The sequence below is a fragment of the Streptomyces sp. NPDC058231 genome, assembly GCF_042882275.1.
In the GTDB taxonomy this organism is placed as follows: Bacteria; Actinomycetota; Actinomycetes; order Streptomycetales; family Streptomycetaceae; genus Streptomyces.
In genome coordinates, this window is sequence record NZ_JBHVWN010000027.1 from 45,851 (window position 1) to 71,053 (window position 25,203).

22 protein-coding genes are annotated in these 25,203 nt (G+C 69.7%); 8 read left to right on the forward strand and 14 right to left on the reverse strand.

Annotation, left to right across the window (positions count from 1 at the left end):
- Nucleotides 1-159 precede the first annotated feature (159 nt).
- Complete coding sequence (locus ACFVXE_RS19670) at nt 160-2,271, reverse strand: SpoIIE family protein phosphatase (RefSeq protein ID WP_389672553.1); 2,112 nt, start codon at nt 2,269-2,271, stop codon at nt 160-162.
- A 232-nt stretch (nt 2,272-2,503) separates the two neighbouring features.
- Here ACFVXE_RS19670 and ACFVXE_RS19675 point away from each other — a divergent pair, with 232 nt between their 5' ends.
- The gene (locus ACFVXE_RS19675) at nt 2,504-3,577 is read left to right on the forward strand and encodes an enoyl-CoA hydratase/isomerase family protein (RefSeq protein ID WP_389672554.1); all 1,074 of its coding nucleotides are present in this window, start codon (nt 2,504-2,506) and stop codon (nt 3,575-3,577) included.
- Nucleotides 3,578-3,634: 57 nt separating this feature from the next.
- Here the strand turns inward: ACFVXE_RS19675 and ACFVXE_RS19680 are convergent, their stop codons facing one another.
- From ACFVXE_RS19680 to ACFVXE_RS19725, 10 genes are all read right to left on the reverse strand, one after another.
- On the reverse strand, nt 3,635-5,200 hold the full coding sequence (locus ACFVXE_RS19680; RefSeq protein WP_389672556.1) for a rhamnulokinase family protein: 1,566 nt from the start codon (nt 5,198-5,200) through the stop codon (nt 3,635-3,637).
- Nucleotides 5,197-7,242 carry a bifunctional aldolase/short-chain dehydrogenase gene (locus tag ACFVXE_RS19685; RefSeq protein WP_389672558.1) on the reverse strand — a complete coding sequence of 682 codons (2,046 nt, stop codon included), beginning with the start codon at nt 7,240-7,242 and terminating at the stop codon, nt 5,197-5,199. Before ACFVXE_RS19685 ends, ACFVXE_RS19680 begins: the two co-directional genes overlap by 4 nt.
- 81 nt (nt 7,243-7,323) lie before the next feature.
- Complete coding sequence (gene rhaI / locus ACFVXE_RS19690; protein ID WP_389672559.1) at nt 7,324-8,490, reverse strand: L-rhamnose isomerase; 1,167 nt, start codon at nt 8,488-8,490, stop codon at nt 7,324-7,326.
- Between the two features lie 398 nt (nt 8,491-8,888).
- Nucleotides 8,889-9,116: a hypothetical protein gene (locus tag ACFVXE_RS19695; RefSeq protein WP_389672560.1), complete on the reverse strand. Its 228-nt coding sequence runs from the start codon at nt 9,114-9,116 to the stop codon at nt 8,889-8,891.
- Nucleotides 9,117-9,458: 342 nt separating this feature from the next.
- Nucleotides 9,459-11,009 (reverse strand): MFS transporter, encoded by a 1,551-nt coding sequence (locus ACFVXE_RS19700; protein WP_389672562.1) that lies wholly within the window; start codon nt 11,007-11,009, stop codon nt 9,459-9,461.
- A 92-nt stretch (nt 11,010-11,101) separates the two neighbouring features.
- Entirely contained in the window at nt 11,102-11,587 is a 486-nt protein-coding gene (locus tag ACFVXE_RS19705; protein ID WP_389672563.1) for a MarR family winged helix-turn-helix transcriptional regulator, read from the reverse strand.
- Between the two features lie 192 nt (nt 11,588-11,779).
- Nucleotides 11,780-12,160 carry a deoxyxylulose-5-phosphate synthase gene (locus ACFVXE_RS19710; protein WP_389672564.1) on the reverse strand — a complete coding sequence of 127 codons (381 nt, stop codon included), beginning with the start codon at nt 12,158-12,160 and terminating at the stop codon, nt 11,780-11,782.
- Between the two features lie 203 nt (nt 12,161-12,363).
- Nucleotides 12,364-13,761, reverse strand: coding sequence for an RICIN domain-containing protein (locus ACFVXE_RS19715; protein ID WP_389672566.1), 1,398 nt, complete (start codon nt 13,759-13,761; stop codon nt 12,364-12,366).
- The gene (locus tag ACFVXE_RS19720; protein ID WP_389672568.1) at nt 13,758-15,035 is read right to left on the reverse strand and encodes a family 16 glycosylhydrolase; all 1,278 of its coding nucleotides are present in this window, start codon (nt 15,033-15,035) and stop codon (nt 13,758-13,760) included. Before ACFVXE_RS19720 ends, ACFVXE_RS19715 begins: the two co-directional genes overlap by 4 nt.
- 192 nt (nt 15,036-15,227) lie before the next feature.
- Nucleotides 15,228-15,689, reverse strand: a complete 462-nt coding sequence (locus tag ACFVXE_RS19725) for a hypothetical protein (RefSeq protein WP_389672570.1) — start codon at nt 15,687-15,689, stop codon at nt 15,228-15,230.
- Between the two features lie 312 nt (nt 15,690-16,001).
- Here ACFVXE_RS19725 and ACFVXE_RS19730 point away from each other — a divergent pair, with 312 nt between their 5' ends.
- Both ACFVXE_RS19730 and ACFVXE_RS19735 read left to right on the forward strand, forming a co-directional pair.
- On the forward strand, nt 16,002-16,763 hold the full coding sequence (locus tag ACFVXE_RS19730) for a metallophosphoesterase family protein (RefSeq protein WP_389672634.1): 762 nt from the start codon (nt 16,002-16,004) through the stop codon (nt 16,761-16,763).
- Between the two features lie 313 nt (nt 16,764-17,076).
- Nucleotides 17,077-17,916 carry a pentapeptide repeat-containing protein gene (locus ACFVXE_RS19735; RefSeq protein WP_389672636.1) on the forward strand — a complete coding sequence of 280 codons (840 nt, stop codon included), beginning with the start codon at nt 17,077-17,079 and terminating at the stop codon, nt 17,914-17,916.
- A 21-nt stretch (nt 17,917-17,937) separates the two neighbouring features.
- On the opposite strand, the gene ACFVXE_RS19740 is transcribed toward ACFVXE_RS19735, so the two are convergent.
- The gene (locus ACFVXE_RS19740) at nt 17,938-18,438 is read right to left on the reverse strand and encodes an SRPBCC family protein (RefSeq protein ID WP_389672572.1); all 501 of its coding nucleotides are present in this window, start codon (nt 18,436-18,438) and stop codon (nt 17,938-17,940) included.
- 132 nt (nt 18,439-18,570) lie between these two features.
- Between ACFVXE_RS19740 and ACFVXE_RS19745 the strand changes: the two genes are divergently transcribed.
- Complete coding sequence (locus ACFVXE_RS19745; protein WP_389672574.1) at nt 18,571-19,938, forward strand: radical SAM protein; 1,368 nt, start codon at nt 18,571-18,573, stop codon at nt 19,936-19,938.
- On the opposite strand, the gene ACFVXE_RS19750 is transcribed toward ACFVXE_RS19745, so the two are convergent.
- Nucleotides 19,851-20,840, reverse strand: coding sequence for a LysR family transcriptional regulator (locus ACFVXE_RS19750; RefSeq protein ID WP_389672575.1), 990 nt, complete (start codon nt 20,838-20,840; stop codon nt 19,851-19,853). The genes ACFVXE_RS19745 and ACFVXE_RS19750 overlap by 88 nt on opposite strands.
- A gap of 114 nt (nt 20,841-20,954) precedes the next feature.
- Here ACFVXE_RS19750 and ACFVXE_RS19755 point away from each other — a divergent pair, with 114 nt between their 5' ends.
- Nucleotides 20,955-21,824 (forward strand): oxidoreductase, encoded by an 870-nt coding sequence (locus ACFVXE_RS19755; protein ID WP_389672577.1) that lies wholly within the window; start codon nt 20,955-20,957, stop codon nt 21,822-21,824.
- A gap of 81 nt (nt 21,825-21,905) precedes the next feature.
- Here the strand turns inward: ACFVXE_RS19755 and ACFVXE_RS19760 are convergent, their stop codons facing one another.
- Nucleotides 21,906-22,763 (reverse strand): NADPH-dependent F420 reductase, encoded by an 858-nt coding sequence (locus ACFVXE_RS19760; RefSeq protein WP_389672578.1) that lies wholly within the window; start codon nt 22,761-22,763, stop codon nt 21,906-21,908.
- Between ACFVXE_RS19760 and ACFVXE_RS19765 the strand changes: the two genes are divergently transcribed.
- From ACFVXE_RS19765 to ACFVXE_RS19775, 3 genes are all read left to right on the forward strand, one after another.
- Nucleotides 22,755-23,306 (forward strand): glycoside hydrolase family 25 protein, encoded by a 552-nt coding sequence (locus tag ACFVXE_RS19765; protein ID WP_389672580.1) that lies wholly within the window; start codon nt 22,755-22,757, stop codon nt 23,304-23,306. The genes ACFVXE_RS19760 and ACFVXE_RS19765 overlap by 9 nt on opposite strands.
- A gap of 161 nt (nt 23,307-23,467) precedes the next feature.
- Nucleotides 23,468-24,481: an alcohol dehydrogenase AdhP gene (adhP, locus tag ACFVXE_RS19770; protein WP_389672582.1), complete on the forward strand. Its 1,014-nt coding sequence runs from the start codon at nt 23,468-23,470 to the stop codon at nt 24,479-24,481.
- A 371-nt stretch (nt 24,482-24,852) separates the two neighbouring features.
- Nucleotides 24,853-25,122, forward strand: a complete 270-nt coding sequence (locus ACFVXE_RS19775; RefSeq protein ID WP_389672584.1) for a hypothetical protein — start codon at nt 24,853-24,855, stop codon at nt 25,120-25,122.
- The last annotated feature ends 81 nt before the right edge of the window (nt 25,123-25,203 follow it).

The following is a 25,203-nucleotide window of genomic DNA, read 5'->3' on the forward strand; positions in this document are numbered from 1 at the left end:
TCTTCACGCCATGGCGTGAAGACGCGCCCCCACTGCTGTCCGCCCGCGTCCCGGTCGGCCCCCGGGCGGGTCTCTCCACCACCGGCCCTCTGCGCGGCCGGTCGGAGACGCAGGCTCCGCGGAGTTCGCCTGAGCCTCGTCCCGTTGCCGGGTCGAGGCTCAGGCCCGGGGTGCGGAGACGGGCGAGGCCTCAGGTCCGATCTCGCACCACACCGCCTTCCCCTCACCGCGAGACTCGATGCCCCAACGGGTCGCCACCGCGTCCAGGAGCAGCAGACCCCGTCCCGATGTCGCGGTTTCGCCCGGGGTCCGCCGTCTCGGCCAGGCACTGGAGCGGTCCTGCACCGACAGCCGCACCCGGCGGACCGGTTCCGGAAGAACTTCCAGCGTGAGGACGGCTCCCCCTTCCGTGTGCAGAAGCACATTCACCAGCAGCTCTCCGGTGACCAGTTCGGCATCGTCGGCGAGTGTGGCCATGTCCCAGTCCTGCAAGGCCTGACGCACGATGGACCGGGCATCGGACAGCCCCTCGGGATCCGCCTGGTGGATGTACTGATGCAAGCGAGGTGCCCGGGGCGATCCCGGGTCCGGACTGCGCCGGAGCACCAGCAGCGCGACATCGTCCCCCGCCGTCCAGCGTTCCTTCAGTCGGTCCGACAGGTGGTCGGCCAGCGCCTGCGCGTTCGCGGGCCCCGTGCTCACCTCGTACATCAGGGCACGTACACCCGCGTCGATGTCGGCGCCCGGCACCTCCACCAGACCGTCCGTGTACAGGACGAGAGTTTCGCCCGGCACCAGATCGAGACGGGTCTCCGCGAATTCCTCGTCCTCGAAGTCGGTCGAGATCCCCAGCGGCAGCCCGCCCCGGATCTGCGGGCTGCCGACCCGTCCGTCCATGTGCCGGATCAGCGGACCGAAATGACCGGCGCGGGTCACGCGTACGGTTCCCGAGCCGAGGTCGACCTGTGCGTACGTGCAGGTGGCGAAGCGGTCCGTGTCCAGTTCGGCGAGAAAGCGCGAGGCGCGGGCCAGCACCGTCGCCGGTGGGTGTCCCTCGCCCGCGTACGCGCGCAGGGCGATGCGCAGCTGGCCCATGATGGCGGCCGCGTGGGTGTCGTGACCCTCCACGTCCCCCACCACGATGCCGACACGGTTCTTGGGCAGGGCGATCACGTCGTACCAGTCACCGCCGACCTGCCGTCCGCTCCATGCCGAGTGGTAGCGCACGGCGATCTCGCCGCCCTCGATCTCCTGGATGTGCCGGGGAAGCATGGCCGACTGCAGCCCGGTGGCGAACTCGCGCTCCTCGTCGAAGAGCACGGCCCGTTGCAGCGACTGGGCCACGATGGCCGCGAGGCCCAGACACAGATTGCGCTCATCGGCGTTGAAGGTCGTGCGCTCCCGGTAGAAGAGTGCCAGACCACCCAGCGGGCGCGCTTGCGCGATCAGCGGCAGGTAGGCGGCGGCACGGAATTTCAGCTGGTCCGCGTAGGGCTCCAGAGCCGGGTACCGCCGGACCAGGGCCGCTGTCGAGGTCAGGAACCGCGGCCGTCCCCTGAGGACCGTATCGGCCAGTGGGAACCTCGGGTCCAGTTGCGCGGTCCCGATCTCGTCGATCGCCTCCGGTGCGTCGCCGCTGGCGGTGATGACGTCGAGCGAGGCGTTGTCCAGCAGGCAGAGTGCGAGCCCGTCCGCGCCGAGCATGGCCAGTCCGCCCGGGCCGGTGAGCGCGGCGGTCACATCCTCCACGGTCACCGCGCGTGACATCGCACTTGTTGTCCGTTCAACGATGCTGGTCTGCCGCTGGCGGCGTTTCTCCAGGTCCAGAACGAAGGCCGAATGGGTGACTTCGGCGGTCGCGTCGCGCACGACCCCGATGATCCGGTGGGCCTGCCCGTCGTCGTCGCGCTGGATGCGGGCCTGGGCATGGGTCCACTGATGGGTGCCGTCCGCGCGCGGCACCTGGAAGTGGAGGCTGTACGAGCTGCCGTCACCGGCGATGGCCGCGTCGATGGCGAGCTCCAGCCGGGTCCGCTCCGGTGGTTCGAGATGCTCGATCAGCGCACCCGGATGGGGGCTGAAGTTGTCCGGGTCCAACCCGAAGACCAGCAGCCCGGCCACATCGATGTTGAGAGTGCGGGCGTCCAGGTCCCATTCGAAGCTGCCCGTTCGATTGAGGGCAAGACGCTCCGCCGTCCCGGTCTCGCCATCGTATGGCCGGTCTATCCGCAGGCGGGGCGTAGCTTCGGAGTCCGGTTCCTGGTCGGTCATTCCTGCTCCGGAGATCGTCCGGCGGGACTTGCGGGCAGTGTGGCCTCTGTGTGCGCCTCGTACGTGTCTCAATTGTCGAGCCGGTTCCGGAGGAATGCCACAGCGGACGGCATATCTGCGGGCCCTCGGCACCCCTGCTGCCCCGCCCGACGGATCGCCGTCGCAGAATGGCAGCGGAAGATCGTCCGTGACCGGCGGGCGGTACCGCACAGGGGCTGACCGGAGCGCATTCATGAACAACGAAGACCCCGTACTGCTGCACACCGTGGGTCACGTCCTGCACATCACGCTCAATCGCCCGCGGGCCATCAACGCGCTCACCCACCCGATGGTGCGCCTCATCGACGAGGCACTCGCGGCGGCGGAGCGCGACGACTCGGTCACCGCGGTGCTGATCACGGGGGCGGGGCAGCGCGGCCTGTGCGCCGGCGGCGACATCCGCGCCATCTACGAGGACGCCCGCGCGGGTGGCCGCACATCGGTGGGCTTCTGGCGGGACGAGTACCGGCTCAACGCCCGTATCGGGCGTTTTCCCAAGCCCTACGTCGCGGTCATGGACGGCATCGTCATGGGCGGCGGTGTGGGCGTCTCGGCCCACGGCAGCATCCGGATCGTCACGGAGCGCTCGCGCATTGCCATGCCCGAGACAGGTATCGGTTTCGTACCCGATGTAGGCGGCACCCACCTCCTCGCCTCCGCGCCCGGTGAACTCGGTACCCACCTGGCACTCACCGGGGATGCGATCGGTGCGGCCGACGCCCTGCTGTGCGGCCTCGCCGACCACTTCGTACCGTCGCAACGCCTCGCGGATCTGGTCCGCGACCTCGCCGGGAGCGCCACACCCGCCGAGATCGCAGGGACGGTCCAGCGGTACGCCACCGCGGCTCCCGCCGGCGAACTCGCCGCGCAGCGCGACTGGATCGACGCCTGCTACGCGGCGCGTTCGGTCGAGGAGATCGTCGACCGGCTCCAGAACTGCGGGGTACCCACCGCCAAGGAGACCGCCGAGACGATTCTCGCCAAGTCGCCCACCGCGCTGAAGACGACCCTTGCATCGGTGCGCAGCGCCCGGCGCCTGAGCAGCCTGGAGGCGGTTCTCGACCAGGAGTACCGCGTCTCCTGCGTCGCTTTCAGACGGCCCGATCTGGTGGAGGGCGTGCGCGCCCAGATCATCGACAAGGACCGCAACCCGCAGTGGCGGCCGGCCCGGCTCGCCGAGGTGACCGAAGCGGACGTGGCCGCCTTCTTCGAGCCGCTCGGCGACCACGAGCTCGGCCTCGCCCGCGCCCACCCGGTCACCGACTGAGACCGGCCCGTGGACGGAGCGCCGTCGAAAACGCCGTACGTCCCGCGACCGGTGACATCAGCAGGCAGGATCACCCCCTCGGTCCTCGGCCGGGGGGACAGGCTGCGACCGTCCGCCGCCGGGGTCGAGCCGGGCGGCCGCCCGGTCCCAGGCCCGCAGGTCCCCGCGAGGGCTGTAGTGACGCAGTTCCTGGGTGCGCGCGACAAGCCGCCGCATCTCGGCGAGGTCGCCCACCAGACCGTGGGCGCGCGCCTGCACAAGAATGTTGCCCAGTGCGGTCGCCTCGGCGGGACCCGCGGTCACGGGGAGCCCGGTCGCATCCGCGGTCCACTGGCACAGCAGCTCATTGCGGGAACCACCGCCGACCAGATGGATCCGGTTCACCTCGCGACCGGCCAGTTCGGCGGCACGGCGCAGCGTCCGGCGATGCGCCAGCGCGAGGCTCTCCAGCACGCAGCGGACATAGCCTCCCGGGCCGTCCGGCGGAACCTGCCCGGTCCGTTCGAGAAAGGCGTCGATCCGCGACGGCATGTCACCCGGTGCCAGGAACGTCCCGTCGTCCGGGTCGATCAGCGCGGCGAACGGCCGCGCGTCGGCGGCAGCGGCGAGCAGCCCGTCCGGCGTCAGAGAGGTGTTCGTCCGGTCCCAGGCACGCCTGCACTCCTCCAGCAGCCACATGCCCATGATGTTGCGGAGATAGCGGACGGTGCCGTCGACCCCGCGCTCGTTGGTGAAGTTCGCCGCCCGTGACTCCTCGGTCAGCACCGGTGCGTCGAGTTCCAGACCCGCCAGCGACCAGGTGCCGCAGGAGATGTACGCGAATCCGGACTCCGTGGCCGGGACGGCGACGACTGCTGACGCCGTGTCGTGCGAGGCGACTGTCGTGACCGCCGTACCCATGGGAAGACCGGTGAACTCCGCGACGTGCGGCAGTAGCGTCCCCGCCGGGTCGCCAGGTTCACGCAGCGGCGGGAACAGCGAACGCGGCAGCTCCAGCCTGCCGATCAGCGCGTCGGACCAGATGCCGGTGCGCGCGTCGAGCAGACCGGTGGTGGACGCGTTCGTGATCTCCGTACCCACCGACCCGGTCAGCCAGTGCACCAGCAGATCGGGCATCAGCAGCAGCGTCCGCGCCGCTGCCCACTGCGCGGTGGAGCGGTGCGCGGCCAGCTGGAAGACCGTGTTGAACGGCAGATGCTGCAGTCCGCTCACCGCGTGGAGCTCCTGCGCGGCGCAGCCCGCCAGTACCTCCCGCACCGCTGCCGCGTTCCGGCTGTCGCGGTAGTGGAACGGCACGCCGAGCAGGGCTCCCGAGCCGTCGAGCAGTCCGTAGTCGACCGCCCAGGTGTCGATGCCGATCGAGGCGATCCAGCTGCCCGTACGGGCAGCTGCCCGGAGGCCGTCCAGCACCCCCTGGTAGAGGGAGAGCACGTTCCAGTGCAGACCGTCCGGCAGTCGGACCGGGGTGTTGGCGAAGCGGTGGACCTCGGTCAGGACCAGTTCTCCGGCCCCGGCCCTGGCGGTGATGACCCGCCCGCTGGTGGCACCGAGGTCCACGGCGGCGAAGACGGGCTCGTGCCGTGGAGCCGTACGCCCGCCCGGTGAGGGGCCGGTCATGGTCATCGCAGGAATGCCGCGGCCACACCGGCGTCCACCGGCACGTGCAGACCGGTGGTGTGCGTGAGGTCTCCACCGGTCAGCGCGAACACGGCGTTGGCGACGTGTTCGGGCAGCACCTCACGCTTCAGCAGCGTGCGCTGGGCGTAGAACTCACCGAGCTTCTCCTCCTCGATCCCGTACGTCGCGGCACGCTGGGCGCCCCATCCCGCGGCAAAGATCCCGGAGCCCCGCACCACTCCGTCGGGATTGACTCCATTGACCCGGATACCGTGCGCGCCGAGTTCGGCGGCGAGCAGCCGCACCTGGTGTGCCTGGTCGGCCTTGGTGGCCGAGTACGCGATGTTGTTCGGACCGGCGAACACGGCATTCTTTGAAGCGATGTAGACGATGTCGCCGCCGATGCCCTGCGCCTGCATCACCCGGGCCGCCTCGCGCGACACCAGGAACGAACCTCGGGCCATGATGTCGTGCTGCAGATCCCAGTCCCGGACCGTCGTCTCGAGCAGTGGCTTCGAGATCGAGATCCCGGCGTTGTTCACGACGAGGTCCACCCCACCGAACGCCAGCACCGCGTCCCGGAACGCTGAGCCGATCTGCTCCTCGCTCGTGACGTCGACGGTCACGGGCACCGCCCTGTCGGACCCCCCGAGCTCCTCGGCGACAGCCGCCGCGCTCTGTGCGTCGACGTCCGCGACGACCACACAGGCGCCCTCGGCGACCAGGCGGTGAGCGATGGCCTTGCCGATCCCCGAGCCGGCGCCGGTGACCAGGGCGATCCGGGTGGCCAGCGGCTTCGCCTCCGGCATGCGGCGCAGTTTGGCCTCCTCCAGCTCCCAGTACTCGATGCGGAACTTTTCGGACTCCTCGATAGGCGCGTACGAGGAGACGGCCTCGGCGCCACGCATGACATTGATGGCGTTGAGATAGAACTCCCCGGCCACCCTGGCGGTCTGCTTGTCCTTGCCGAAGGAGAACATGCCGACACCGGGCACCAGCACGATGGCCGGGTCGGCGCCACGCATCGCGGGGGAGCCGGGCACGGCGTGGCGCTCGTAGTACGCGCGATACGCCTCCCGGTACTCCGCGTGCAGCTCCTTCAGCCGGGCCACGGCCTCGTCCAGCGGCGCGTCGGCGGGCAGGTCGAGCACCAGCGGGCTGACCTTCGTGCGCAGGAAGTGGTCCGGACAGGACGTACCGAGTGAGGCGAGCCGCGGGTGTTCGGAGCGGGACAGGAAGTCGAGCACGGGTCCGGCGTCGGTGAAGTGCCCCACCTGCGGCCGATCCGTGGAGACCAGGCCGCGGATGGCCGGAGCGAGCGCGGCGGCCCGCTCCCGGCGTGCGCCGTCACCGAGGGCCTCGCGCCCGGGCAGGACGGCGCCGAACGGTTCGGGCCTGCCACGCTCTTCGAGAAACGCCTCGGCGGTACGGATCATCCAGAGCGCGTTGCGTTCGCACTCCTCGGAGGTGTCGCCCCACGCGGTGATCCCGTGACCGCCCAGAATGACGCCCACGGCCTGCGGGTTGGCCTCCTTCACGGCCGCGATGTCCAGGCCGAGCTGGAATCCGGGGCGCCGCCATCCCACCCACGCCACCTTGTTGCCGAAACACTCGGTGGTCAGTTTCTCGCCGTCGGCGGCGCAGGCCAGCGCGATGCCCGAGTCGGGGTGCAGGTGGTCGACGTGCGGGGCTTCGACGAGCGCGTGCATCGCAGTGTCGATGGAGGGGGCGGCGCCGCCCCTGCCGTGCAGGCAGTAGTCGAACGCGGGCACCATCTCGTCCTCGTGCTCCACCCCCGGATAGACCTCCTTGAGCGCCCGGACACGGTCCAGCCGCAGCACGGCCAGACCGGCTTCGGTCAGGGTGCCGAGATCCCCGCCGGACCCTTTGACCCAGAGCAGCTCGGTCTCGCCCCCGGTGACCGGGTCGGTGCCGTTTGCCTTGACCGATGTATTGCCACCTGCGTAGTTGGTGTTGCGGGGGTCGGAGCCCAGCCGGTGGGCGCGCTCCAGAAGCGCGGCGACCTCGATGTGCGACGCGGACGTCATGACGGTTCCTTCGGGGTGCGGGCTGCGGGGATGCCGCTGCCGGTCTCGGATGCGATCACGGGTGGTGCGGCGGGCGCGCGGTCAGGCGCCCCATCCGGCCTGCCGGCCACCGACCCGGGCGGCTGCGATCCGCTCCTGGTTGCCCGAGGCGAGATAGGCGGCGAACGGATTGCCCGACAGTCCCTGCTCCTCACGGACCTCGGCGAGCAGCGGCCGTACATCGGTGTTGTATGCATCCATAAGGACCCCGTTGGCGGCGAGTACATCGCCGGAGCGCTGGGCGGCTTCCAGCGCGTCCCTGTCGATGAGCAGTGCCTTGGCCGTCGCCTCCTGGACGTTGGCGACCGACCGGATGACAGCGGGGATCTTCGCCTCGATGTTGTGGCACTGGTCGAGCATGAAGTTGACGTTGGTGCCGGACTCCAGACCGCCGTTCTTGACCACCTCGTGCATGATGCGGAACAGCTGGAAGGGGTCCGCCGCACCGACCATCAGATCGTCGTCCGCGTAGAAGCGGGAGTTGAAGTCGAAGGCGCCCAGCCTCCCCTCACGCAGCAGGAACGCCACGATGAACTCGATGTTGGTGCCGGGCGCGTGGTGCCCGGTGTCCACCACCACCTGGGCCTGCGGCCCGAGCTTCAGGCAGTGCGCGTACGCGGTGCCCCAGTCCGGTACATCGGTCGTGTAGAAGGCGGGCTCGAAGAGCTTGTACTCCAGCAGCATCCGCTGGTCGTCGCCCAGCCGCCCGTACACCTCCGACAGCGCCTCCGCGAGTCGGTCCTGACGGGCGACGATGTCGTCCTGGCCCGGGTAGTTGGTGCCGTCGGAGAACCACAGCTTCAGGTCGGGGGAACCGGTGGCGTCCATGATGTCGACGCACTGCAGCAAATGATCGGTCGCCTTGCGGCGAACCGCCGGATCAGGGTGGGTGACCGAGCCGAGCTTGTAGTCGTCGTCCTGGAAGACGTTGGAGTTGATGGCGCCGATCTGCAGCCCGAGGTTCTCGGCGTGCCGGGTCAATGCGGCGTAGTCGTCGACGAGGTCCCACGGAATATGCAGCGAGACCTTCGGCGCCACACCGGTGAACGCGTGCACCTGGGCGGCGTCCTCCAGCTTCTCGTAGGGGTCGCGAGGGACCCCCGGCTGGGCGAAGACCTTGAAACGCGTTCCGGAGTTGCCGTATCCCCAGGACGGGGTCTCGATCACCTGGGACTTCAGGGCTGCTTTGACGGCCGACACATCAGACATGAACACCTCGTGAGCAGAGTCGTCCAGCGGCCAGGGGCCGTTGAGACCGTATGAATCGTTTCATCTCTGCCGTACGCTAAATTTGGAGCCAGTTGCTCGTCAAGCAGCTCGTCAAGTTTTCTTTACGGATTGAAACAATTCACCACGTCCGCGAGGGTCGCGTGGACGCTCGTCCCGGTGGGCGGGCCCGGTGCCGAACAGGTCCCGGCCGTCCGCCCGCCCACCCGGCACGGCCTCCGGACACCAACCACCGGACTCCGCCTCGGGCGAGCGGAGCTCCGACGGTGCCGGGCTCATGCGGCCCAGCCGGCTGTCGTGCGTGCCCACGGTTCCCGCGAGAAGTGGGGCGGCCGGCCGCCGAAGCCCCCGTCGCATCACATCGCCCTGCCCGGTGTCACTCAGCGCCCGCTGCCGGACATGCTCGGCTGGAGGGAACGTACGAGATCGAAGAACCCCGCCTCATTGCCGCAGAACCCGGCTCGCCGCAGCGCACCGTCGGCCTCGGCCATCGGCGAGGCGAGCAGGGGCAGGTACAACGGCGCCTCGTCCGGGTCCGTGAGGGCGGCCCGGGCAGCTTCCAGCAGCCGGACGTACGCCTGGGCGGCGGCGAGCTCGTCATTGCGCATCTCAGCATCTCCTGGTCAGAGGTGTCGGACCGTCAAGCATCCCTCACGGGTCTGACAACGGGGTTGCCGCGGCATGGTCCGCGGCTCGGACCGGGTGGGCCACTTCTCCTCCCGGGCTCGGGAACGGGCGTGCCGGAAGGCCTCCTCCGGGCACTCGGCCACCCCGGTCCGACGGGGCGGCCGGTGTTCGGTGTTCCTCGGGATCTCGGCAGGCTCGGGGACGGTACGGGGAGGTGTCCGGCGCCGTTGGGTGCAGAAGGACCACCGGGATGTGGAACAGCGCCCGGTGGTCCGTGACCTTCTGCCGTGGAGATACCCTCCGTCGAGGCCGTGAGGGGCGGTTCAGCGGGCCTGAGTGCGGCCTCGCGAACTCCCGACAGGCTTCGGTCGCGCCGCCCGTAGGACCGTGAACGCGACGGCGAACGCGGCGACGAGGAAGCCCGTGCCGACGATGAAGGCCAGGTGGTAGCCGCCCGTCAGCGCCTCGCCCCGGCTCGCTCCTTCGGCGAGCAGTCCGTCGGTGCGGGAGGCCGCCAGCGTGGAGAGCAGCGCGACACCCAACGCCATACCGATCTGCTGGGTGGTGTTGAACAGTCCGGACGCGAGTCCGGCGTCATCGGCTCTCGCGTCGGACATGCCGAGCGTGGTCAGCGCCGGGAGGGCCAGGCCGAAACCGGCCGCGAGGAGCATCACCGGCAGCAGGTCGGTGAGGTAGTGCGCGTGCACGGGGACACGGGCCAGCAGGCCGAGGACCCCGGTCAGCAGTACGAGCCCGGTCAGCAGGACCCGGCGTTCCCCGAAGCGCGCGTTGAGGCGGGCCGAGATGCCCAGGGACACCGCACCGATGACTGCGGCTGCCGGCAGCATGGCGAGCCCGGTCCGAGCGGATCCGTATCCGAGGACCTTCTGCAGATACAGGGCGACCAGGATCTGGAAGGAGAAGAGTGCGGCCACCATGAGGAGTTGGACCAGATTGGCGCCGGCGACCGCGCGTGACCGCAGGATCCGCAGGGGCATGAGCGGGGTTTCGGCGGTGGCCTGGCGGGCCACGAACGCGCCGAGCAGGGCGAGGGCGAGGAGGCCCGTCCCGAGCGTGTGCGCCGAGGTCCAGCCGTACTCCTCGACCTTGACGACGGTGTAGATCCCCAGCATCAGGCCCGCGGTGACCAGGAGGGCGCCGGCGACGTCCGCTCCGGCCCGGAGACCGAGACCGCGGTCGCGGGGCAGGACCGGTACGGCTACGGCGAGGGCCGCGAGCCCGATCGGCAGGTTGATGAAGAAGATCCAGTGCCAGCTGAGCGCGTCGGTGAGGACACCGCCGAGCACCTGTCCGATGGAGGCCCCGGCGGCACCGGTGAAGCTGAACACCGCGATGGCACGGGCTCGTTCCCGGGGCTCGGTGAAGAGTGTCACCAGGATTCCCAGACCCACGGCGGAGGCCATGGCGCTGCCGATGCCCTGCAGGAACCGGGCGGCGATCAGAAGGGCGGGGGTAGTGGCGACGCCCGCCAGGAGCGACGCCGCGGTGAACACCGCAGTGCCGACCAGGAACATGCGCGTGCGCCCGAGCAGGTCGCCGAGCCTGCCCGCGAGGAGCAGCAGGCTGCCGAACGCGATCAGGTAGGCGTTGACGACCCAGCTCAGCCCGGCGGGCGTGAACCCCAGATCGTTCTGGATGGCCGGCATGGCCACCGTCACGATGGAGCCGTCGAGGATGATCATCAGCATCCCGGTGGCGATCACCCCGAGGGCCAGTCGGCGGGAACGGGCCGTGGCGGCAGAGGTCGCGTTCCCGGTGGAGGGCGCTCGGTCCCCGGCGGGGGCGGAAGCGGCTCCGGGGTCCGAAGTGACCGGGGACGTAGAGGGAGTTGAGGCAGCGGAAGGAGCAGACATGCGAACTCTCCTGTCGGATGGGACGACAGGAGAGACGTTAGCAGATGGTTTCGTTGCAGACTATTTGTTTCGGATCCGACTGTGGCTGTCCGTCATCCCTTCTGGCGTGGCCGCCGGACTGCCAGAGGGCTTGGGGACGGCGTGGCCAGATGTCCCTCGACCAGGCGCTTCATCGCGCGCAGCAGGACCTCGCGTTCGGCCTGAGGGAGGGCGTCGAGCGCCTGCTCGTGCACGCCGTCGACGATTTTCTGGCTCTGCTCGGCGACCTCCGCGCCCTTTTCGGTCACGGCGATGATCCGGGCCCGCCGGTCCTTGCTCGAAGGGCGGCGTTCGGCCAGGCCGGCCGTCTCCAGGGCGTCGACCGTCACGACCATCGTGGTCTTGTCCATGTCGCCGATCTCGGCGAGCTGGATCTGCGTCCGCTCCTCTTCGAGCGCGTGGATCAGTACGCAGTGCATCCGCGCCGTCAGCCCGATCTCGGCGAGCGCTGCGGCCATCCTGGTCCGCAGGACATGGCTCGTGTGATCGAGCAGGAAGGAAAGGTCGGGCTCGGCGCGCCTGGGTGCCATGGAGGTCATACCTGCCAGGGTAGCCAAGATTCGGTCCGTGGTGGATTATCCGGCAGCTTGCCTAAATCGCACCTTCCGCGGCGACGACGCCGACCGCGTGTGCGGAAAGCAGGCACGGGACGGCCCTCGGCGAAGGCTGCGGCCGCGATCCGGGGCGGATACGGGAGGTGGTGTCCGGCCTGACCGGACCGGGCGTGGCGGTCACGGCGTCGGGCCGCGTCGCCCTCGGTTCCTGCCCGGGACCGCGGACGGCCGGGGGAGCTCGGGGCGCACCAGGGCGCGCGCGAACGGCTCCCCGGTGGCCCGCGCGTATGCCATCCGCTCACGTACTTCGCGCATGGTCCGTGGGCGGTAACCGGGACCGCCGCAGCAACTCTTGTGGAATCGGATGCCCGCATGCAGGAGCACCGAGAGCGTCCGCCAGGCGTCGTCGTCCCGGCGACGCGGCGTGGCGAAGGCCGAGCCGGCATGGATCAACGGCTCCGCGCAGCGCGGGCAGACCCGCTCGTCGCTGCCCGTCCGGGGCTGCTTGTACGAGGCCCGGCAGGGCAGACAGACGTACGAGCTCTTGGTGGGGGACATGTGGCGAGGGTAGAGGCCTCGCGGCTCGGCAGCCACGGAATTTCGGCCGGACGGGCGGTCACGCGGCCCAGCCGGTGCGGCGGGGGTGGGGGGAGAGGGAAAACCCGCCGGCCCGGTCCTGGCGACCGGTCCGGCGGACTGTTCGTGCGCCGTTCCCGAGGTGCGGCGGGCGGCACGCGTCTGCCCGCCGCACCTCGGTCGACTCATCCGGTGTACTGGGCGAACACCTTCGTGAAGTCCCACGGCTGCTGGCTCACGTTGGAACAGGTGTCGGCTCCACCGCCCGTGCACGGCCGGTCACGGTTGACCGACCAGAAGGTGAGCCGCGCCAGATGGTGCTGCTGGGCGTACGCGAGGATGGTGCGGAAGTCGTCGACCGTCACCGTCTCGTTGTCGTCGGTGACACCGTTCATCGACGAGATGCCGATCGACCGGTAGGTCTGGTCGTCGCTGTATCCGTACGCGTTCTTCACCGCGGACTTCAGGCCTTCGGCGGCGCGGGTCGTCAGGGTGCCCATGTTCTGTCCGGCGCCGCCGAAGTCGAAGGGCATGATCGTCCAGCTGTCGACCGTCAGCCCGGAGGAAGCAGCCCGGTTGATCAGGCCCGTGTCAGGGCCGGACTGGCCGGTTCCGAAGGTGATGTACACCTTGATGCCCGGGTTGTTGGCCTTGACGGTCTTCAGTGCGTCGACCGTGCGCTGCTGGACCGTGGTGTTGCTGTACGCGTCCGCCTCGATGTCGATGTCGATCGCCTTGAGGCCGTACGCGTTGATGACCTTCTGGTAGGCGGCGGCGAGCTCACCCGCGCTGGAGCAGGAGCTCTCCAGCTTGTTGCCGCTCCAGCCGCCGAAGGACGGGATGACGTCCCCGCCGGCGCCGCGCACGGTGTTGATGGTCTGCTGGTCGACACCGCCGGTCAGCGCCCGCCCGCCGTCCCACTGCGGGTTGCAGTATCCGTTGCTGAGCACGAACGCCAGGGTGAACCACTTCACTCCGGTCGCGTTCATGACGGTTGTCGGGTTCGGCGGACTGCCCCAGCCGTTGTAGAGGTACGGCGCGACAGCCATGGTTCCGCCGACAGGGGGCGTGGTGCCGCCGCCCGAGGGCGCGGTCCACTTCTGGTTGGCGGTGCCGCTGCAGGTCCAGATCTGGAGCCGGGTGCCGTTGGCGGAGCTGTTGCCGGTGGCGTCCATGCACTTGTCGGCCTGGGTGTTGACGATGTCATGGGCCGCGGAGACCGACCATTTCTGGTTGGCCGTGCCCCCGCAGTCCCACAGTTGCAGCTGTGTGCCGTCGGCGGTTCCGTTGTCCTTGGCGTCGAGGCACTTGCCGAGGGCGCGGATCGTCCCGTCGGAGCCGACGGTCCACTGCTGGGCGGCGCTGCCGTTGCAGTCGTAGAGCTGGACCGCGGTGCCGTTGGCGGCGGACGCGCCGGCCACATCCACGCACTTGCCGCCCAGCCCGGTGATCGAGCCGGTGGCGGTGGCCGCGGCGCTCGCGGTGGCGGGCAGGGTGACGAGCGCGGCTCCGGCGGCGAGCAGGAGCGCGGCCGGGAGGGCCAGCCGTCCGGTGCGGCGGCGCGAGCCGGGGGTGGGGCTCATGCGGCGTTCACCGTCCACTTCTGGTTGGCGGTGCCGGCGCAGGTCCAGATCTGGAGCCGGGTACCGTTGGCGGAGCTGTTGCCGGTGGCGTCCACGCACTTGTTGGCCTGGATGTTCACGATGTCGCGGGCGCCTGACACGGCCCAGCGTTGATTGGCCGCTCCCGTGCAGTCCCAGAGTTGGAGCTGGGCGCCGTCGACGGTGCTGTTGTCCTTGACGTCGAGGCACTTGCCGAGGGCGCGGATCGTCCCGTCGGAGCCGACGGTCCACTTCTGGGCGGCGGTGCCGTTGCAGTCGTAGAGCTGGACCGCGGTGCCGTTGGCGGTGGAGGCGGCGTTCACGTCCACGCACTTGCCGCCCAGACCCGTGATCGTGCCGCCCGACCCGGGCGCTCCGCTGTCGCTGGTCGTGACGTGCACGTAGTCCACGACGAGCTGCTGCGGGAAGGCGGTGCTGCCGTCGGGGTCGCCGGGCCAGTAGCCGCCTACCGCGAGGTTCAGGATGATGAAGAACGGCTTGTTGAACACCCAGCTGTTGCCACCGACGTCGGCGGGCGTACGCCGCTGGTAGACGTTGCCGTCCACGGACCAGGTGATGGAGTCGGGGGCCCAGTCCACCGCGAAGGTGTGGAAGGCGTCGGCGAACGCCTGGCCGCCGGGCAGGGAGTAGCCGGCGCCGATACCGGCCGAGCCGGAATATCCGGGGCCGTGGATGGTGCCGTGGACGGTTCCGGGTTCGAAACCGACGTTCTCCATGACGTCGATCTCGCCGCTGTTGGGCCAGCCGACGCTGCCGATGTTGTCACCGAGCATCCAGAACGCGGGCCACATGCCCTGACCACGCGGGATCTTCATCCTGGTCTCGACGTGCCCGTACGTCGAGGCGAACTTGCCGGAGGTGTTGAGACGGGCCGACGTGTACTCGCACCGGCCGTACCAGCACTGGTAGTTGCCGGGGTTGTCCTTGCGGGCGGTGATGACCAGATTCCCCTGGCCGTCGAGGGCGGCGTTGTTGGCGCCCGCCGTGTAGTACTGCCGTTCGTGGTTGTTGACGTTGTCGCCGGTCTCGATCTGCCACTTGCTGCCGTCGGCGGCCGAGCCGGCCGGACCGTTGAAGTCGTCGGAGAACGTCGTCGCGGCGGCAGCAGCGGCGGCGGCACGCGGCTCGGGGACGGGCGCGGCACCGGCGGGGGCGGCGGTCACCGCGCCGGAACAACAGAGCAGGGCGACGACGAAGAGCGCCATTCGGTGGCGTCTGGGGGTTCGCACAGTCATCACATCACTTCAATGGGGGGCATGCGCATGACAGATTGCACGGTGAACCGTGCCCGAAGGAGGGCCCGGTACCGCTTGTTAATTCACTTCTTGATTTAAGTGACGGGGTGAGAGGGCGTCAAGGAGTTGGTACAGACCTTGTGTTGTGGGCCTCTGGCCCTTGCGCGTTCAAGTCCTGAACCCATGTCCGTTTCAGGGCTCGACCTCCAGAAATCTTCTGCGCCGAGGCCCGCGGTACAGCAGAGCCGTCCAGCCCAGCCGTCGCAGCGCGTCCGCACACCGGGTCAGCTCGGACTCCTCTTCGTGAGCGGCCCCGCTACCGGGCGGACCGAGCCACTCCACCCGTACGGTGGCAGGCGCCCCACCTGCCTGTACGCGGTATCCGGACGCGACCCGCCGGCCCGACTCGTCGACGGCCGATGCGGGCAGCCCGGCGGCCTCCAACACCAGCGCGACCGCCCGCACCGCCCGGTGGAGCTCCCACCGGGCCGGTACGCCCTCCGGATTCGCCTGCCCGGTATTGGTCAGCCGCCGGATCTGCAGCAGCCCTTCGAACGCGGTCCGCACCGACGCAACCCGCTTCTCGGCCGGCCCCGGCATCAAGGGCCCGTCACCGGTGGCCGGTTCGAACCCGGTGCCGTGCTCGCTGCTCATCCGTGTCCCTCTCACCCGTGCCGCTCCGGTCAGTGTGCGTCCTCCCACTGACAAACAGGCACCTGACATCGTTCCCTGAGGCCGGCACGACCGGCGTGCTACTCCGGTGCGGCCCTTCCCCGGGTTCGGGATGCCGTGCGGATCCGGCGCCACCCTGACCGCGTGATGCGTGGCGAGCACCGCGGGCCCAGCTCCTCGTTCCTGCCGCGCAGCTTCGGCGGCCCACCCCGTTCTCCCCAGCAGTCGCCCACTGAACTACGCGTCAGGCGAAAGGCCCCACCTCCAGACGGACCTCATCCCACAGTGGTGCCCATGCTGAACCGAGTAGCCGTCCTGTCCGACATTCATGGAGTCCTGCCCGCTCTGGAGGCCGTGCTCGCCGAGCCGGAGGTGAGCACCGCCGATCGCATCGTGCTCACCGGCGACATCACCGCCGGCCCACAGCCGACCCAGGTCCTCGACCTGTTGACCAGTCTCGGCGACCGCATCGTCTGGATCAGCGGCAACGCCGACCGCGAACTTCTCGAATACCGCCGCGGTCGACGCGACTCGATCCCCGATCCGATCGCCCCATGGGCTGCCGAACAACTACGCGAAGATCAACTCGATCTTCTCAGTCAGTGGCCGCGATCGCTCTCTCTGCAACTGCGCGGTCTGGGGAAGGTGCTGTTCTGCCATGCCACCCCGCGTGACGATGAAGAAGTTGTCCTGGTCGACTCACGCCTCGACCGCTGGAGAGAGGTCTTCAGCGGGCTCGACAGCGACACCCGCACAGTGGTCTGCGGGCACACGCACATGCCGTTCGTCCGCCTTGCCCACGGCCGCCTCGTGATCAACCCCGGCAGCCTCGGCATGCCCTACGGGCAGAGCGGGGCTCACTGGGCGCTCCTCGGCCCCGGTGTCGAACTACGCTCCACGCACTTCGACGTCGAGGCCGCCGTAGCCCAGGTCACTCAAGACTCCTCCTACCCTCAAATCGCTGAGTGGGCCGATTACTTCCTTCACGCGCGGGCCACCGACGCAGACGCTCTCGAAGCCTTCGGCCCACGGGACGGGCGCAGCCACACGTCATGACGCCGCATACTCCACACGCCGATGTCTGCTCGATCGCCCACGCCCACCGGTGCCATCCCCCGAATCACCCACCCGAAGGGTGCGATCCGCATCACGCTCGATCGACCGGTGTGTTCCTCACGCGAGGGCCACCCCCTTCGACGGATCGGTACGCCCGTCATCGCGTGCACCCGTCCGGCCTGCGACGGAGGACCCGCCACCGTCGTGCGGCAGCGCGGCGGGCCTTCGGTAGTCTCGGACGTCCACACGCTTCCGTACCCCAGAGGATCCACGCTCCGTGTCCGACAACGCCCCGGGTTCCGGCTCCGACCGCATCGTCCGTACCGGGCGGCGCGACGACGGTACGGAGCGTGCTGCCCTGCGCGCCGACTGCGCGAACTGCTTCGGGCTGTGCTGTGTCGCGCTGACCCTGACCCGCTCGTCGGACTTCGCGGTCGACAAGGACGCCGGCGAGCCCTGCCACAACCTGCGGGACGACTTCCGTTGCGGCATACACACCGAACTGCGGACCCAGGGCTTCCCGGGGTGCACGGTGTACGACTGCTTCGGCGCCGGCCAGAAGGTCTCCCAGGAGACCTTCGAAGGACGGGACTGGCGCCGGGCCCCGCAGACCGCCCGGCAGATGTTCCAGGTCTTCCCCGTCATGAGGCAACTGCACGAACTGCTCTGGTACCTCACCGAAGCACTGTCCCTGCGGCCCGCCGTCCCCCTCCACGAAGAGATACGACGCGCCCTCGCCGGCACCGAAGCCCTCACCCGTCTCACCCCCGCCGCGATCGCGGACGTGGACGTGGCCGCGCACCGGGAGAACGTGGCCCGGCTGCTTCTGCGGACCAGTGAACTCGTACGCTCGACCGTTCCTCGCAAGAAGAAGCGCAGTCGTCGCGGCGCCGACCTCATCGGCGCCCGGCTGCACCGCGCCGACCTGCAGGGGGCGGACCTGCGCGGCGCGTACCTCATAGCCGCGGACCTGTCCGGAGCCGATCTGCGTCTGGCCGATGTGATCGGCGCCGACTTCCGGGACGCCGACCTGTCCGGAGCGCATCTCACCGGAAGCCTGTTCCTCACGCAGGCGCAGCTGAACGCGGCGCGGGGCGACGCCGCGACGAAACTGCCGACGTCACTCGCGCGCCCGGCGCACTGGGGCGGCTGAGCGACCCCAGCACGCCCTGTCTCAGCCTTCTTCCAGCGCCGCCTTCAACCGCCGCAGAGTGGTCCGGATGTTGCCCCGCTGGAAGTCGGCGAAGGTGTGCCCCCGAGTGGCAATCCGGTCGAAGGCGTTGGCCAGCGCATCCGGCCAGCCCCGGCGGTCGTCGGTCCAGATCTCGGTGACCCGGGTGCCCGCATCCACCGCCTCGAACCGGTACTCCCAGGTGGCGATGGATCCCGGCAGCCGGGGGCGCCGGGCACCGATCGCGTGGACCCGGAAGGCGAACCGCTCGCCGGGATCGGCCGCCGTCACGGTGCACTGGGTCGTCCAGCGCATCGCCCCGCGCTTGTTGCGGCCCTCGAAGACCATGCCGACGTACGCCTCCCGGCGCTCCCCGAGCACGGTGGCGCCACGGTTCTCCGGGCTCCAACGTCCCATCGCGGTGGGGTCGCTGAGCTGCGCGTACACGGACGGCGGGGCGGCTTCGATCACGATGCTGTCCGACACGGACATGGTGCGGGTCATGGCACGGCTCCTGCATGCGGACGACGTCGCGAAGAGGAGGGGCGGCGTCGCGAACGGTTGATGTACGTGGTTCGTTGCACAGTGTGGCGTACCCGGAAAAACCTTCGACGACCGGACCGAGGAGCCCCGCACATGCCCAGCCGTACCGACACCGGCCGCAGCAGCGACCCCAGCCGCACCGGCACGAGCCGTACCCGCCTGATCGAGCGGCTCATGGAGCAGTTCCCGCACGTACCCAGGGAAGCCGTCATCAAGGAGGATCTGCTGCGCGGCGGCGTGGCGTTCGACGAGTCCGCGCTGAGCGACAACGAGGACGGCGACGTCAAGCCGAAGTCGTACTTCATCTTCTCCTTCGACCACGGCACACTGCCCGAGCTGGGTGCGGCCGCCCTGCGCCGCCCGCCGGAGGAGATCGTGCTCACCGGTGGCCCGTACGAGCTGCGCCGCACGGTCGTCTCGGTCCGGGTGAACCCGGCGTCGCCCTACCGGGTGGCGGCCGGCGACGACGGCGTCCTGGGGCTGTACCTCGACGGCAGGCGGATCTCGGACGTCGGACTGCCACCGATGCCGGACTATTACCGGCACACTCTCGCCAACGGCAAATCGGTGATGGAGGTGGCCCCCACCATCCAGTGGGGTTACCTCGTCTATCTGACGGTCTTCCGCGTCTGCCAGTACTTCGGCGCGAAGGAGGAGTGCCAGTACTGCGACATCAACCACAACTGGCGTCAGCACAAGGCGGCAGGACGCCCCTACACCGGGGTGAAACCGGTCGAGGAGGTGCTGGAGGCGCTCGACATCATCGACCGGTACGACACAGCGAGGACCTCCACCGCCTACACCCTCACCGGGGGTGCCATCACCTCCCACATCGGCGGGCGCGACGAAGCCGACTTCTACGGGCAGTACGCCAAGGCCATCGAGGACGCCTTCCCCGGCCGCTGGATCGGCAAGGTCGTGGCGCAGGCGCTGCCGAAGGCCGATGTGCAGCGCTTCCACGACTACGGCGTCCAGATCTACCACCCCAACTACGAGGTGTGGGACCGCCGGCTGTTCGAGCTGTACTGCCCGGGCAAGGAGCGGTACGTCGGCCGTGACGAGTGGCACCGCCGGATCCTGGACTCCGCCGAGATCTTCGGCGCCCGCAATGTCATCCCCAACTTCGTGGCGGGCGTGGAGATGGCCGAGCCGTTCGGCTTCACGACCGTCGACGAGGCGATCGAGTCGACCACCGAGGGACTGCGGTTCTTCATGTCGCACGGCATCACTCCGCGCTTCACCACCTGGTGCCCCGAACCCACCACACCGCTCGGGAGGACCAACCCTGACGGGGCGCCGCTGGAGTACCACATCCGCCTGCTTGACGCCTACCGCTCGACGATGCAGGAGTACGGGCTCAGCTCGCCGCCCGGTTATGGCCCGCCCGGACCCGGACGCGCCGTGTTCTCCGTCAGTTCGTTCATGGACAGCCTGCCGGCCGGACCGGACGACGGCCGGTAGCCGACGTCGGACAGCGCCCTCGCTCCGGAGGCCAGTTCCCGTACGACCTCGGCGAAGCCGCGCACCAGGGCGTTGTCCGCGCCGTCGGCCCAGGCGAGCACGGTCCGCAGCGGTTCCACGTCCGCCAGGAGGACCCACGACAGATCCGGCCGCGCGTAGTACTGCGCCATGCTGAACGGCGCGAAGCAGATCGCCGACCCCTCCGCGACCTGCTCCAGCATCTCCTCCACGTTGTCATTGGTCGGGCCCCAGCGTGGGCTCGACCCGTCCGGCCGGGGATTGACCGCCCACCAGTCCACCCACTCCCGAGGCGCTCGCTCCGTCCACATCAGCGGCTCGTCGGCGACGTCGAGCACGGAGATCCCGGACCGGCCGGCGAGCGGATGCCCGGACGGCAGACCGACCACCCGCGGCTCGGTGTGCACGACCTCCGCACGCAGCCCCGTCAGGTCGTTGGGCAGCCAGACGAAGGCGACGTCGGCCAGGCCGTTGCGTACGGCCGCGGCCTCCTGACCCCAGTCGTACCGCTTCGGCGCCACCCGGACGCCCGGGTGGCGCCGCGCGAACTCCGCCCTCGCCCGGGTGGTGAGCTCCCCGGCCCCGCTCGCCTCGAACCCCACCCGCAGCACCCCCGTTTCCCCGCGCCGGTGCCGATCCGCCGCGTCCGTCACCCGCTCGGACCGGCGCACCGTGAGACGTGCCTCCTCGATCACATCGCGACCGGCGGCGGTCGCGGTCACACCACCTGCATGGCGTTCGAAGAGCCGCACGCCGAGTTCCGATTCGAGGCTCTTCAGCGCGTAGGACAGGGCCGGCTGGCTGACGTACAGCCGTTGCGCGGCCCGTCCCAGGTTCCCCTCGTCGGCGATCACGGTGAGGTAGTGCAGCTGACGCAGCTCCATCCAGCGATCATAAGCCGCGTTTATGGAGCGAGAGAGCTTCTGTCTTGGACTGCCGACGGCGCCGGATGACATAAAAGGGTCATCCAACGCCCCTTTGAGGAAGCGGAGTTACCGATGGACGCCAACATTCCCGATGCCCGCTCCGCAGCCACCGGACGTGTGTGGCTGATCACCGGAGCGTCCTCCGGTTTCGGCCGGTCGATCGCCGAGGCCGCACTTGCCGCCGGGGACACCGTCGTGGCGACGGCCCGCAGACCCGAGGCGCTCGACTCCCTGATCGCCGCACACCCCGACCGTGCGGTCGCCCTTCAGCTCGATGTCACCGACACGGCGCGTATCGCAGATGTCGTCGCCAACACGGTGCTCTGGTACGGGCGGATCGACGTGGTCGTCAACAATGCCGGTCTCGGGCTGATCGGTGCGGTCGAGGAGACCACCGACCGTGAGCTGAGAGACCTCATGGACCTGCACTTCTTCGCCCCCGCCGCGCTCGTCCGCGCGGTACTGCCGCATATGCGCCGCCAGGGTTCCGGTGCCGTCGTGCAGATGAGCAGCATGGGTGGCCGGTTGTCGTTCGCCGGCGTCGGGGCCTACTCGGCAAGCAAGTTCGCCCTGGAAGGCCTTTCCGAGGCGCTGGCCGCCGAGGTGGCGCCGCACGGGATCAAGGTGCTGATCGTCGAACCCGGATCGTTCCGGACCGGGTTCGCCGGGGGAGGCGCACTGCGCCACACGACGGCCATTCCCGCGTACGAGGAGACGGTCGGCCCGGTCCGCACCCAACTTCCCGGATCGGACGGCAAGCAGGAAGGAGACCCCGACAGGGCCGCCGCGGCCATCCTCGGCGCACTGGCCGCCGACACGACCCCGCTGCGACTGCCGCTCGGCGGCGACGCGACCGATGCGGTGCTCGCCAGTCTCGACGCGGCCCGCGCCGAGACTGTGGCCTGGGAGAAGGTCAGCCGCAGCACCGGCTTCGACGACTGACCACGACCCTGCGCGGGCGGGCTCCGGCCGGGGAACACTGGAACCCGCCCCGTCATCCGGCAACGCCGGTGCGCCGGACTCTCAGGCGCGCCACTGCGCCGTGCGCTCCGGTGAGGCCTCGGCCAGTGCCTTCGCGATGGCGTCGGCGTCGCCCCGGTTGCCGTAGACGGGTGTGCCCGGCTGCTGGCGCCAGGACTCGTCCAGACCGCCCGCATCCACCGTGTCGAAGCCCAGCTCGTCGATGAGGTCGCGCACGGTCTGCTTGGCGGCCGCGTCGTCGCCGGCGACCGGCAGGGCCTGCCGGCCGGGAGCGCCCTTGGGAAGCGCCTTGTCCAGGATGTCCTGCGCATAGGTCCCGTTGAACGCCTTGACCACCGGGTGACCGATCCGTTCCTCGGTCCACCTGCTCTCCGGCAGACCGTCCTCGATGGCGGCGACACGGCCGTCGCGCTCCTGCGGGTAGTAGTTGCCCGTGTCGATGACGACGACCCCTTCCTCCGCGTCGTCGAGGAAGCCCGTGGGAAGGCCGGGTACCGCTCTGACCGGGATGGTCACCACGACGACGCGGGCTCCCCGCGCCGCCTCGGCCACGGTGACCGGAATGGCACCGGTCTCCTCCGCGAGCGCGGTGAGTGTGTGCGGGCCCCGCGAGTTGGCGACGGCCACCTCGTGACCCAGTGCGGTGAGGCGCCGGGTGAGGTTGCCACCGATGTTCCCCGCCCCGATGATGCCGATCTTCATGGCTTCGGCCCTCCGATGAGGTGTGTGATGTGGATGCGGTCTCGTCGGTTCACCAACCCGTCGACGCCAGCCGCTATTCCGGCTGATCGGAAGAACGTTCCCTCGGTGATCGGGCGGATGGATCCAGCGGTCACGGGCACGTAGAGGGTAGAGAAACGGAACCACGGAGCCCCCTTGGAGGCGGTGCCCATGCTGCATGGGGTCGATGTCAGCTCGTATCAGTCATCCTTCGACACGGACGGTCTGGACTTCGTTCTCATCAAGGCGACCGAGGGCCGCACCTACGTCAATCCGCATCTGAGCGCGCAGGTCAAGCGGGCGCGCGACGCCGAATGCGTGGTCGGCTTCTACCATTTCCTCTGGCCGGGCAACCTCACGGCGCAGGCGGAGTACTTCGTGAGCAAGGCGCCGGAGAAGGCCGGCGACCTGCTCGCCGTGGACTGGGAGGTCACCGGGGACGGTACGCGCGCGACCAACGCCGAGAAGGACCGCTTCATCCGCGAGGTCAAACGGCTCCGGCCGCACCACCGGGTGCTGCTCTACTGCAACCGGCACTTCTGGCTGAACTACGACACCACGTCGTACGCCGGCGACGGTTTGTGGATCGCCGACTACGTGACCGCGGGCAAGCCCCGGATCAAGGCGACCTGGCGCATCCACCAGTATTCCGACCAGCCGCTCGACAAGGACGTCGCCGCATTCGCCTCCCGGGCCGCGATGCGCAGCTGGGCGCGACCGTAGCGGACCCGCTGCCGTAAGGCTCCCGCGGTCCGCGGTCGCGGACAAGCGCATGTCGGCGATCAGAAATACCCTGTTTCGAGGCTTGTGTCGCCACCTCGACATGCCAATCGAATCGCGCGGTGGCATCGGCCGAGGCGCCGTCTCGAAGCGGAGGAGTGTCCATGAAGGCCGCAGTTGTCCGCAGCTTCGCCGAACCCCTGGTGATCGAGGAGCGACCGGTGCCGACCCCGGCCGGCCACCAGGTCCTGGTACGGATGGAAACCTCCGGGCTGTGCCACACGGACATTCATGCGGCGCAGGGGGACTGGCCGATCAGACCGAACCCGCCCTTCGTGCCCGGCCACGAAGGCATCGGCATCATCGAGGCCGCCGGTGACCAGGTCGGCCATCTCGCGGTGGGGGATCGAGTGGCCATCCCCTGGCTGGGTGAGGCGTGCGGGCATTGCGACCACTGTGTCTCCGGATGGGAGACGCTCTGTCCGGAGCAGCGGAACAGCGGCTATTCCGTGGACGGCAGCCACACCGAGTACGCCCTGGCGCACGGAACGTATGTCGTACGCGTCCCCGACGGCATCGACCCGCTGGACGCGGCGCCCCTGACCTGCGCCGGTGTCACCACGTACAAGGCGGTGAAACTCTCCGGCGCGCGCCCGGGGACCCTCGCCCTCGTCTCCGGCATCGGCGGCCTTGGGCACCTGGCCCTGCAGTACGCACGGATCTTCGGCGCGGAGACCGTCGCCGTCGACGTCACCGACGAGAAGCTCGCCCTCGCCCGAGAGCTGGGTGCCGACCATGTCATCGACGCCCGGGTGCAGGACGTCGCCGAGGAAATGCGCCGGCTCGGCGGCGCCCACGTCGCCGTCTCCCTCGCGGTGAGCAACGAATCGTTCGATGCCGCCTACGCCTCACTGCGCCGTGGCGGCACCCTCGTTCTTGTGGCGCTCCCTGCCGAGGGCAAGCTGGAACTGCCCGTCTTCGACATGGTGCTCAACGGCACGAAGGTCATCGGTTCGATCGTCGGCACCCGTGAGGATCTCGCCGAGGTCTTCCGGCTGCACGGGCTGGGCCGGACCCGAGTCGTCCGGGAGACCCGCGGTCTGGAGGAGATCAATTCCGCGATCGAGGAGGTGCTGAAGGGCGAGGTGCCGGGTCGTCTCGTCTTCGATATGCGCTGAAGGGAGCACGATCGGGTGCAGCTGACCGAGCGGGTGCGCCCAGGGAGCCGGGAACGGCGGGCCTTACGGACCTTATGTGCGGGAGGAGTTGGCCTCCCGGCTCAGGACCGTCCGCAGCGATGCGGCGGAGGCTCCGGACGATGTCGCGGCCGACGCCGTGCCATCGCCGACGACCAGAGCCGCCCTCGCACACCTCCGCCCGGCGTCCCGGAGCTGCGGATGGATGTGGCCGCGTCGCTCGTCCGGGTCGAATGCCCGTTGACCGTAAGGGACGTTGAGGTGCGCGTACACACACGTCGGCGCATCAGGTCCTACGGACAACGGCCAAGTCGCTGCCCGGAAAAGCGAGTCCGGTGCGGCAGACTTCTTCGGTGACCACAGCAGCGTCCCAGCCATCCCGCGACCGCGCGCTCGGGCGCGGCATCACCACCCTCATCCCACAGGCCGCGACCGCGACCCCGGCGGAGCAGGCGGCAGCCGTGCTGGCCGGGATGCAGACCGTTCCGGTGCGCGTCGGCGTCCTCCAGGCCGCCGTGGTGCTCCTGGAGGAGCGGGTACGTACGACGGAGGACGACACGGAGCGCAGGGCGGCGGCGACCACCGTGGCCATGCTCCGCGGCGCCATCGGACAGGTGGGCTGAACCACCGCCGACGGGTCGCCGGGCTCCGGGCGGAACGGCTTCCGGGCCGCCCGGTCGGTGCGGGGTCGGCCCGACGCGGTT

What these genes read in the sequence shown, in the direction of transcription:
- ACFVXE_RS19670 (WP_389672553.1), bottom strand. Translation starts at nt 2,271, where the DNA reads ATGACCGACCAGGAACCGGACTCCGAAGCTACGCCCCGCCTGCGGATA.
- ACFVXE_RS19675 (WP_389672554.1), top strand. Translation starts at nt 2,504, where the DNA reads ATGAACAACGAAGACCCCGTACTGCTGCACACCGTGGGTCACGTCCTG.
- ACFVXE_RS19680 (WP_389672556.1), bottom strand. Translation starts at nt 5,200, where the DNA reads ATGACCATGACCGGCCCCTCACCGGGCGGGCGTACGGCTCCACGGCAC.
- ACFVXE_RS19685 (WP_389672558.1), bottom strand. Translation starts at nt 7,242, where the DNA reads ATGACGTCCGCGTCGCACATCGAGGTCGCCGCGCTTCTGGAGCGCGCC.
- rhaI (WP_389672559.1), bottom strand. Translation starts at nt 8,490, where the DNA reads ATGTCTGATGTGTCGGCCGTCAAAGCAGCCCTGAAGTCCCAGGTGATC.
- ACFVXE_RS19695 (WP_389672560.1), bottom strand. Translation starts at nt 9,116, where the DNA reads ATGCGCAATGACGAGCTCGCCGCCGCCCAGGCGTACGTCCGGCTGCTG.
- ACFVXE_RS19700 (WP_389672562.1), bottom strand. Translation starts at nt 11,009, where the DNA reads ATGTCTGCTCCTTCCGCTGCCTCAACTCCCTCTACGTCCCCGGTCACT.
- ACFVXE_RS19705 (WP_389672563.1), bottom strand. Translation starts at nt 11,587, where the DNA reads ATGACCTCCATGGCACCCAGGCGCGCCGAGCCCGACCTTTCCTTCCTG.
- ACFVXE_RS19710 (WP_389672564.1), bottom strand. Translation starts at nt 12,160, where the DNA reads ATGTCCCCCACCAAGAGCTCGTACGTCTGTCTGCCCTGCCGGGCCTCG.
- ACFVXE_RS19715 (WP_389672566.1), bottom strand. Translation starts at nt 13,761, where the DNA reads ATGAGCCCCACCCCCGGCTCGCGCCGCCGCACCGGACGGCTGGCCCTC.
- ACFVXE_RS19720 (WP_389672568.1), bottom strand. Translation starts at nt 15,035, where the DNA reads ATGACTGTGCGAACCCCCAGACGCCACCGAATGGCGCTCTTCGTCGTC.
- ACFVXE_RS19725 (WP_389672570.1), bottom strand. Translation starts at nt 15,689, where the DNA reads ATGAGCAGCGAGCACGGCACCGGGTTCGAACCGGCCACCGGTGACGGG.
- ACFVXE_RS19730 (WP_389672634.1), top strand. Translation starts at nt 16,002, where the DNA reads ATGCTGAACCGAGTAGCCGTCCTGTCCGACATTCATGGAGTCCTGCCC.
- ACFVXE_RS19740 (WP_389672572.1), bottom strand. Translation starts at nt 18,438, where the DNA reads ATGACCCGCACCATGTCCGTGTCGGACAGCATCGTGATCGAAGCCGCC.
- ACFVXE_RS19745 (WP_389672574.1), top strand. Translation starts at nt 18,571, where the DNA reads ATGCCCAGCCGTACCGACACCGGCCGCAGCAGCGACCCCAGCCGCACC.
- ACFVXE_RS19750 (WP_389672575.1), bottom strand. Translation starts at nt 20,840, where the DNA reads ATGGAGCTGCGTCAGCTGCACTACCTCACCGTGATCGCCGACGAGGGG.
- ACFVXE_RS19755 (WP_389672577.1), top strand. Translation starts at nt 20,955, where the DNA reads ATGGACGCCAACATTCCCGATGCCCGCTCCGCAGCCACCGGACGTGTG.
- ACFVXE_RS19765 (WP_389672580.1), top strand. Translation starts at nt 22,755, where the DNA reads ATGCTGCATGGGGTCGATGTCAGCTCGTATCAGTCATCCTTCGACACG.
- ACFVXE_RS19760 (WP_389672578.1), bottom strand. Translation starts at nt 22,763, where the DNA reads ATGCAGCATGGGCACCGCCTCCAAGGGGGCTCCGTGGTTCCGTTTCTC.
- adhP (WP_389672582.1), top strand. Translation starts at nt 23,468, where the DNA reads ATGAAGGCCGCAGTTGTCCGCAGCTTCGCCGAACCCCTGGTGATCGAG.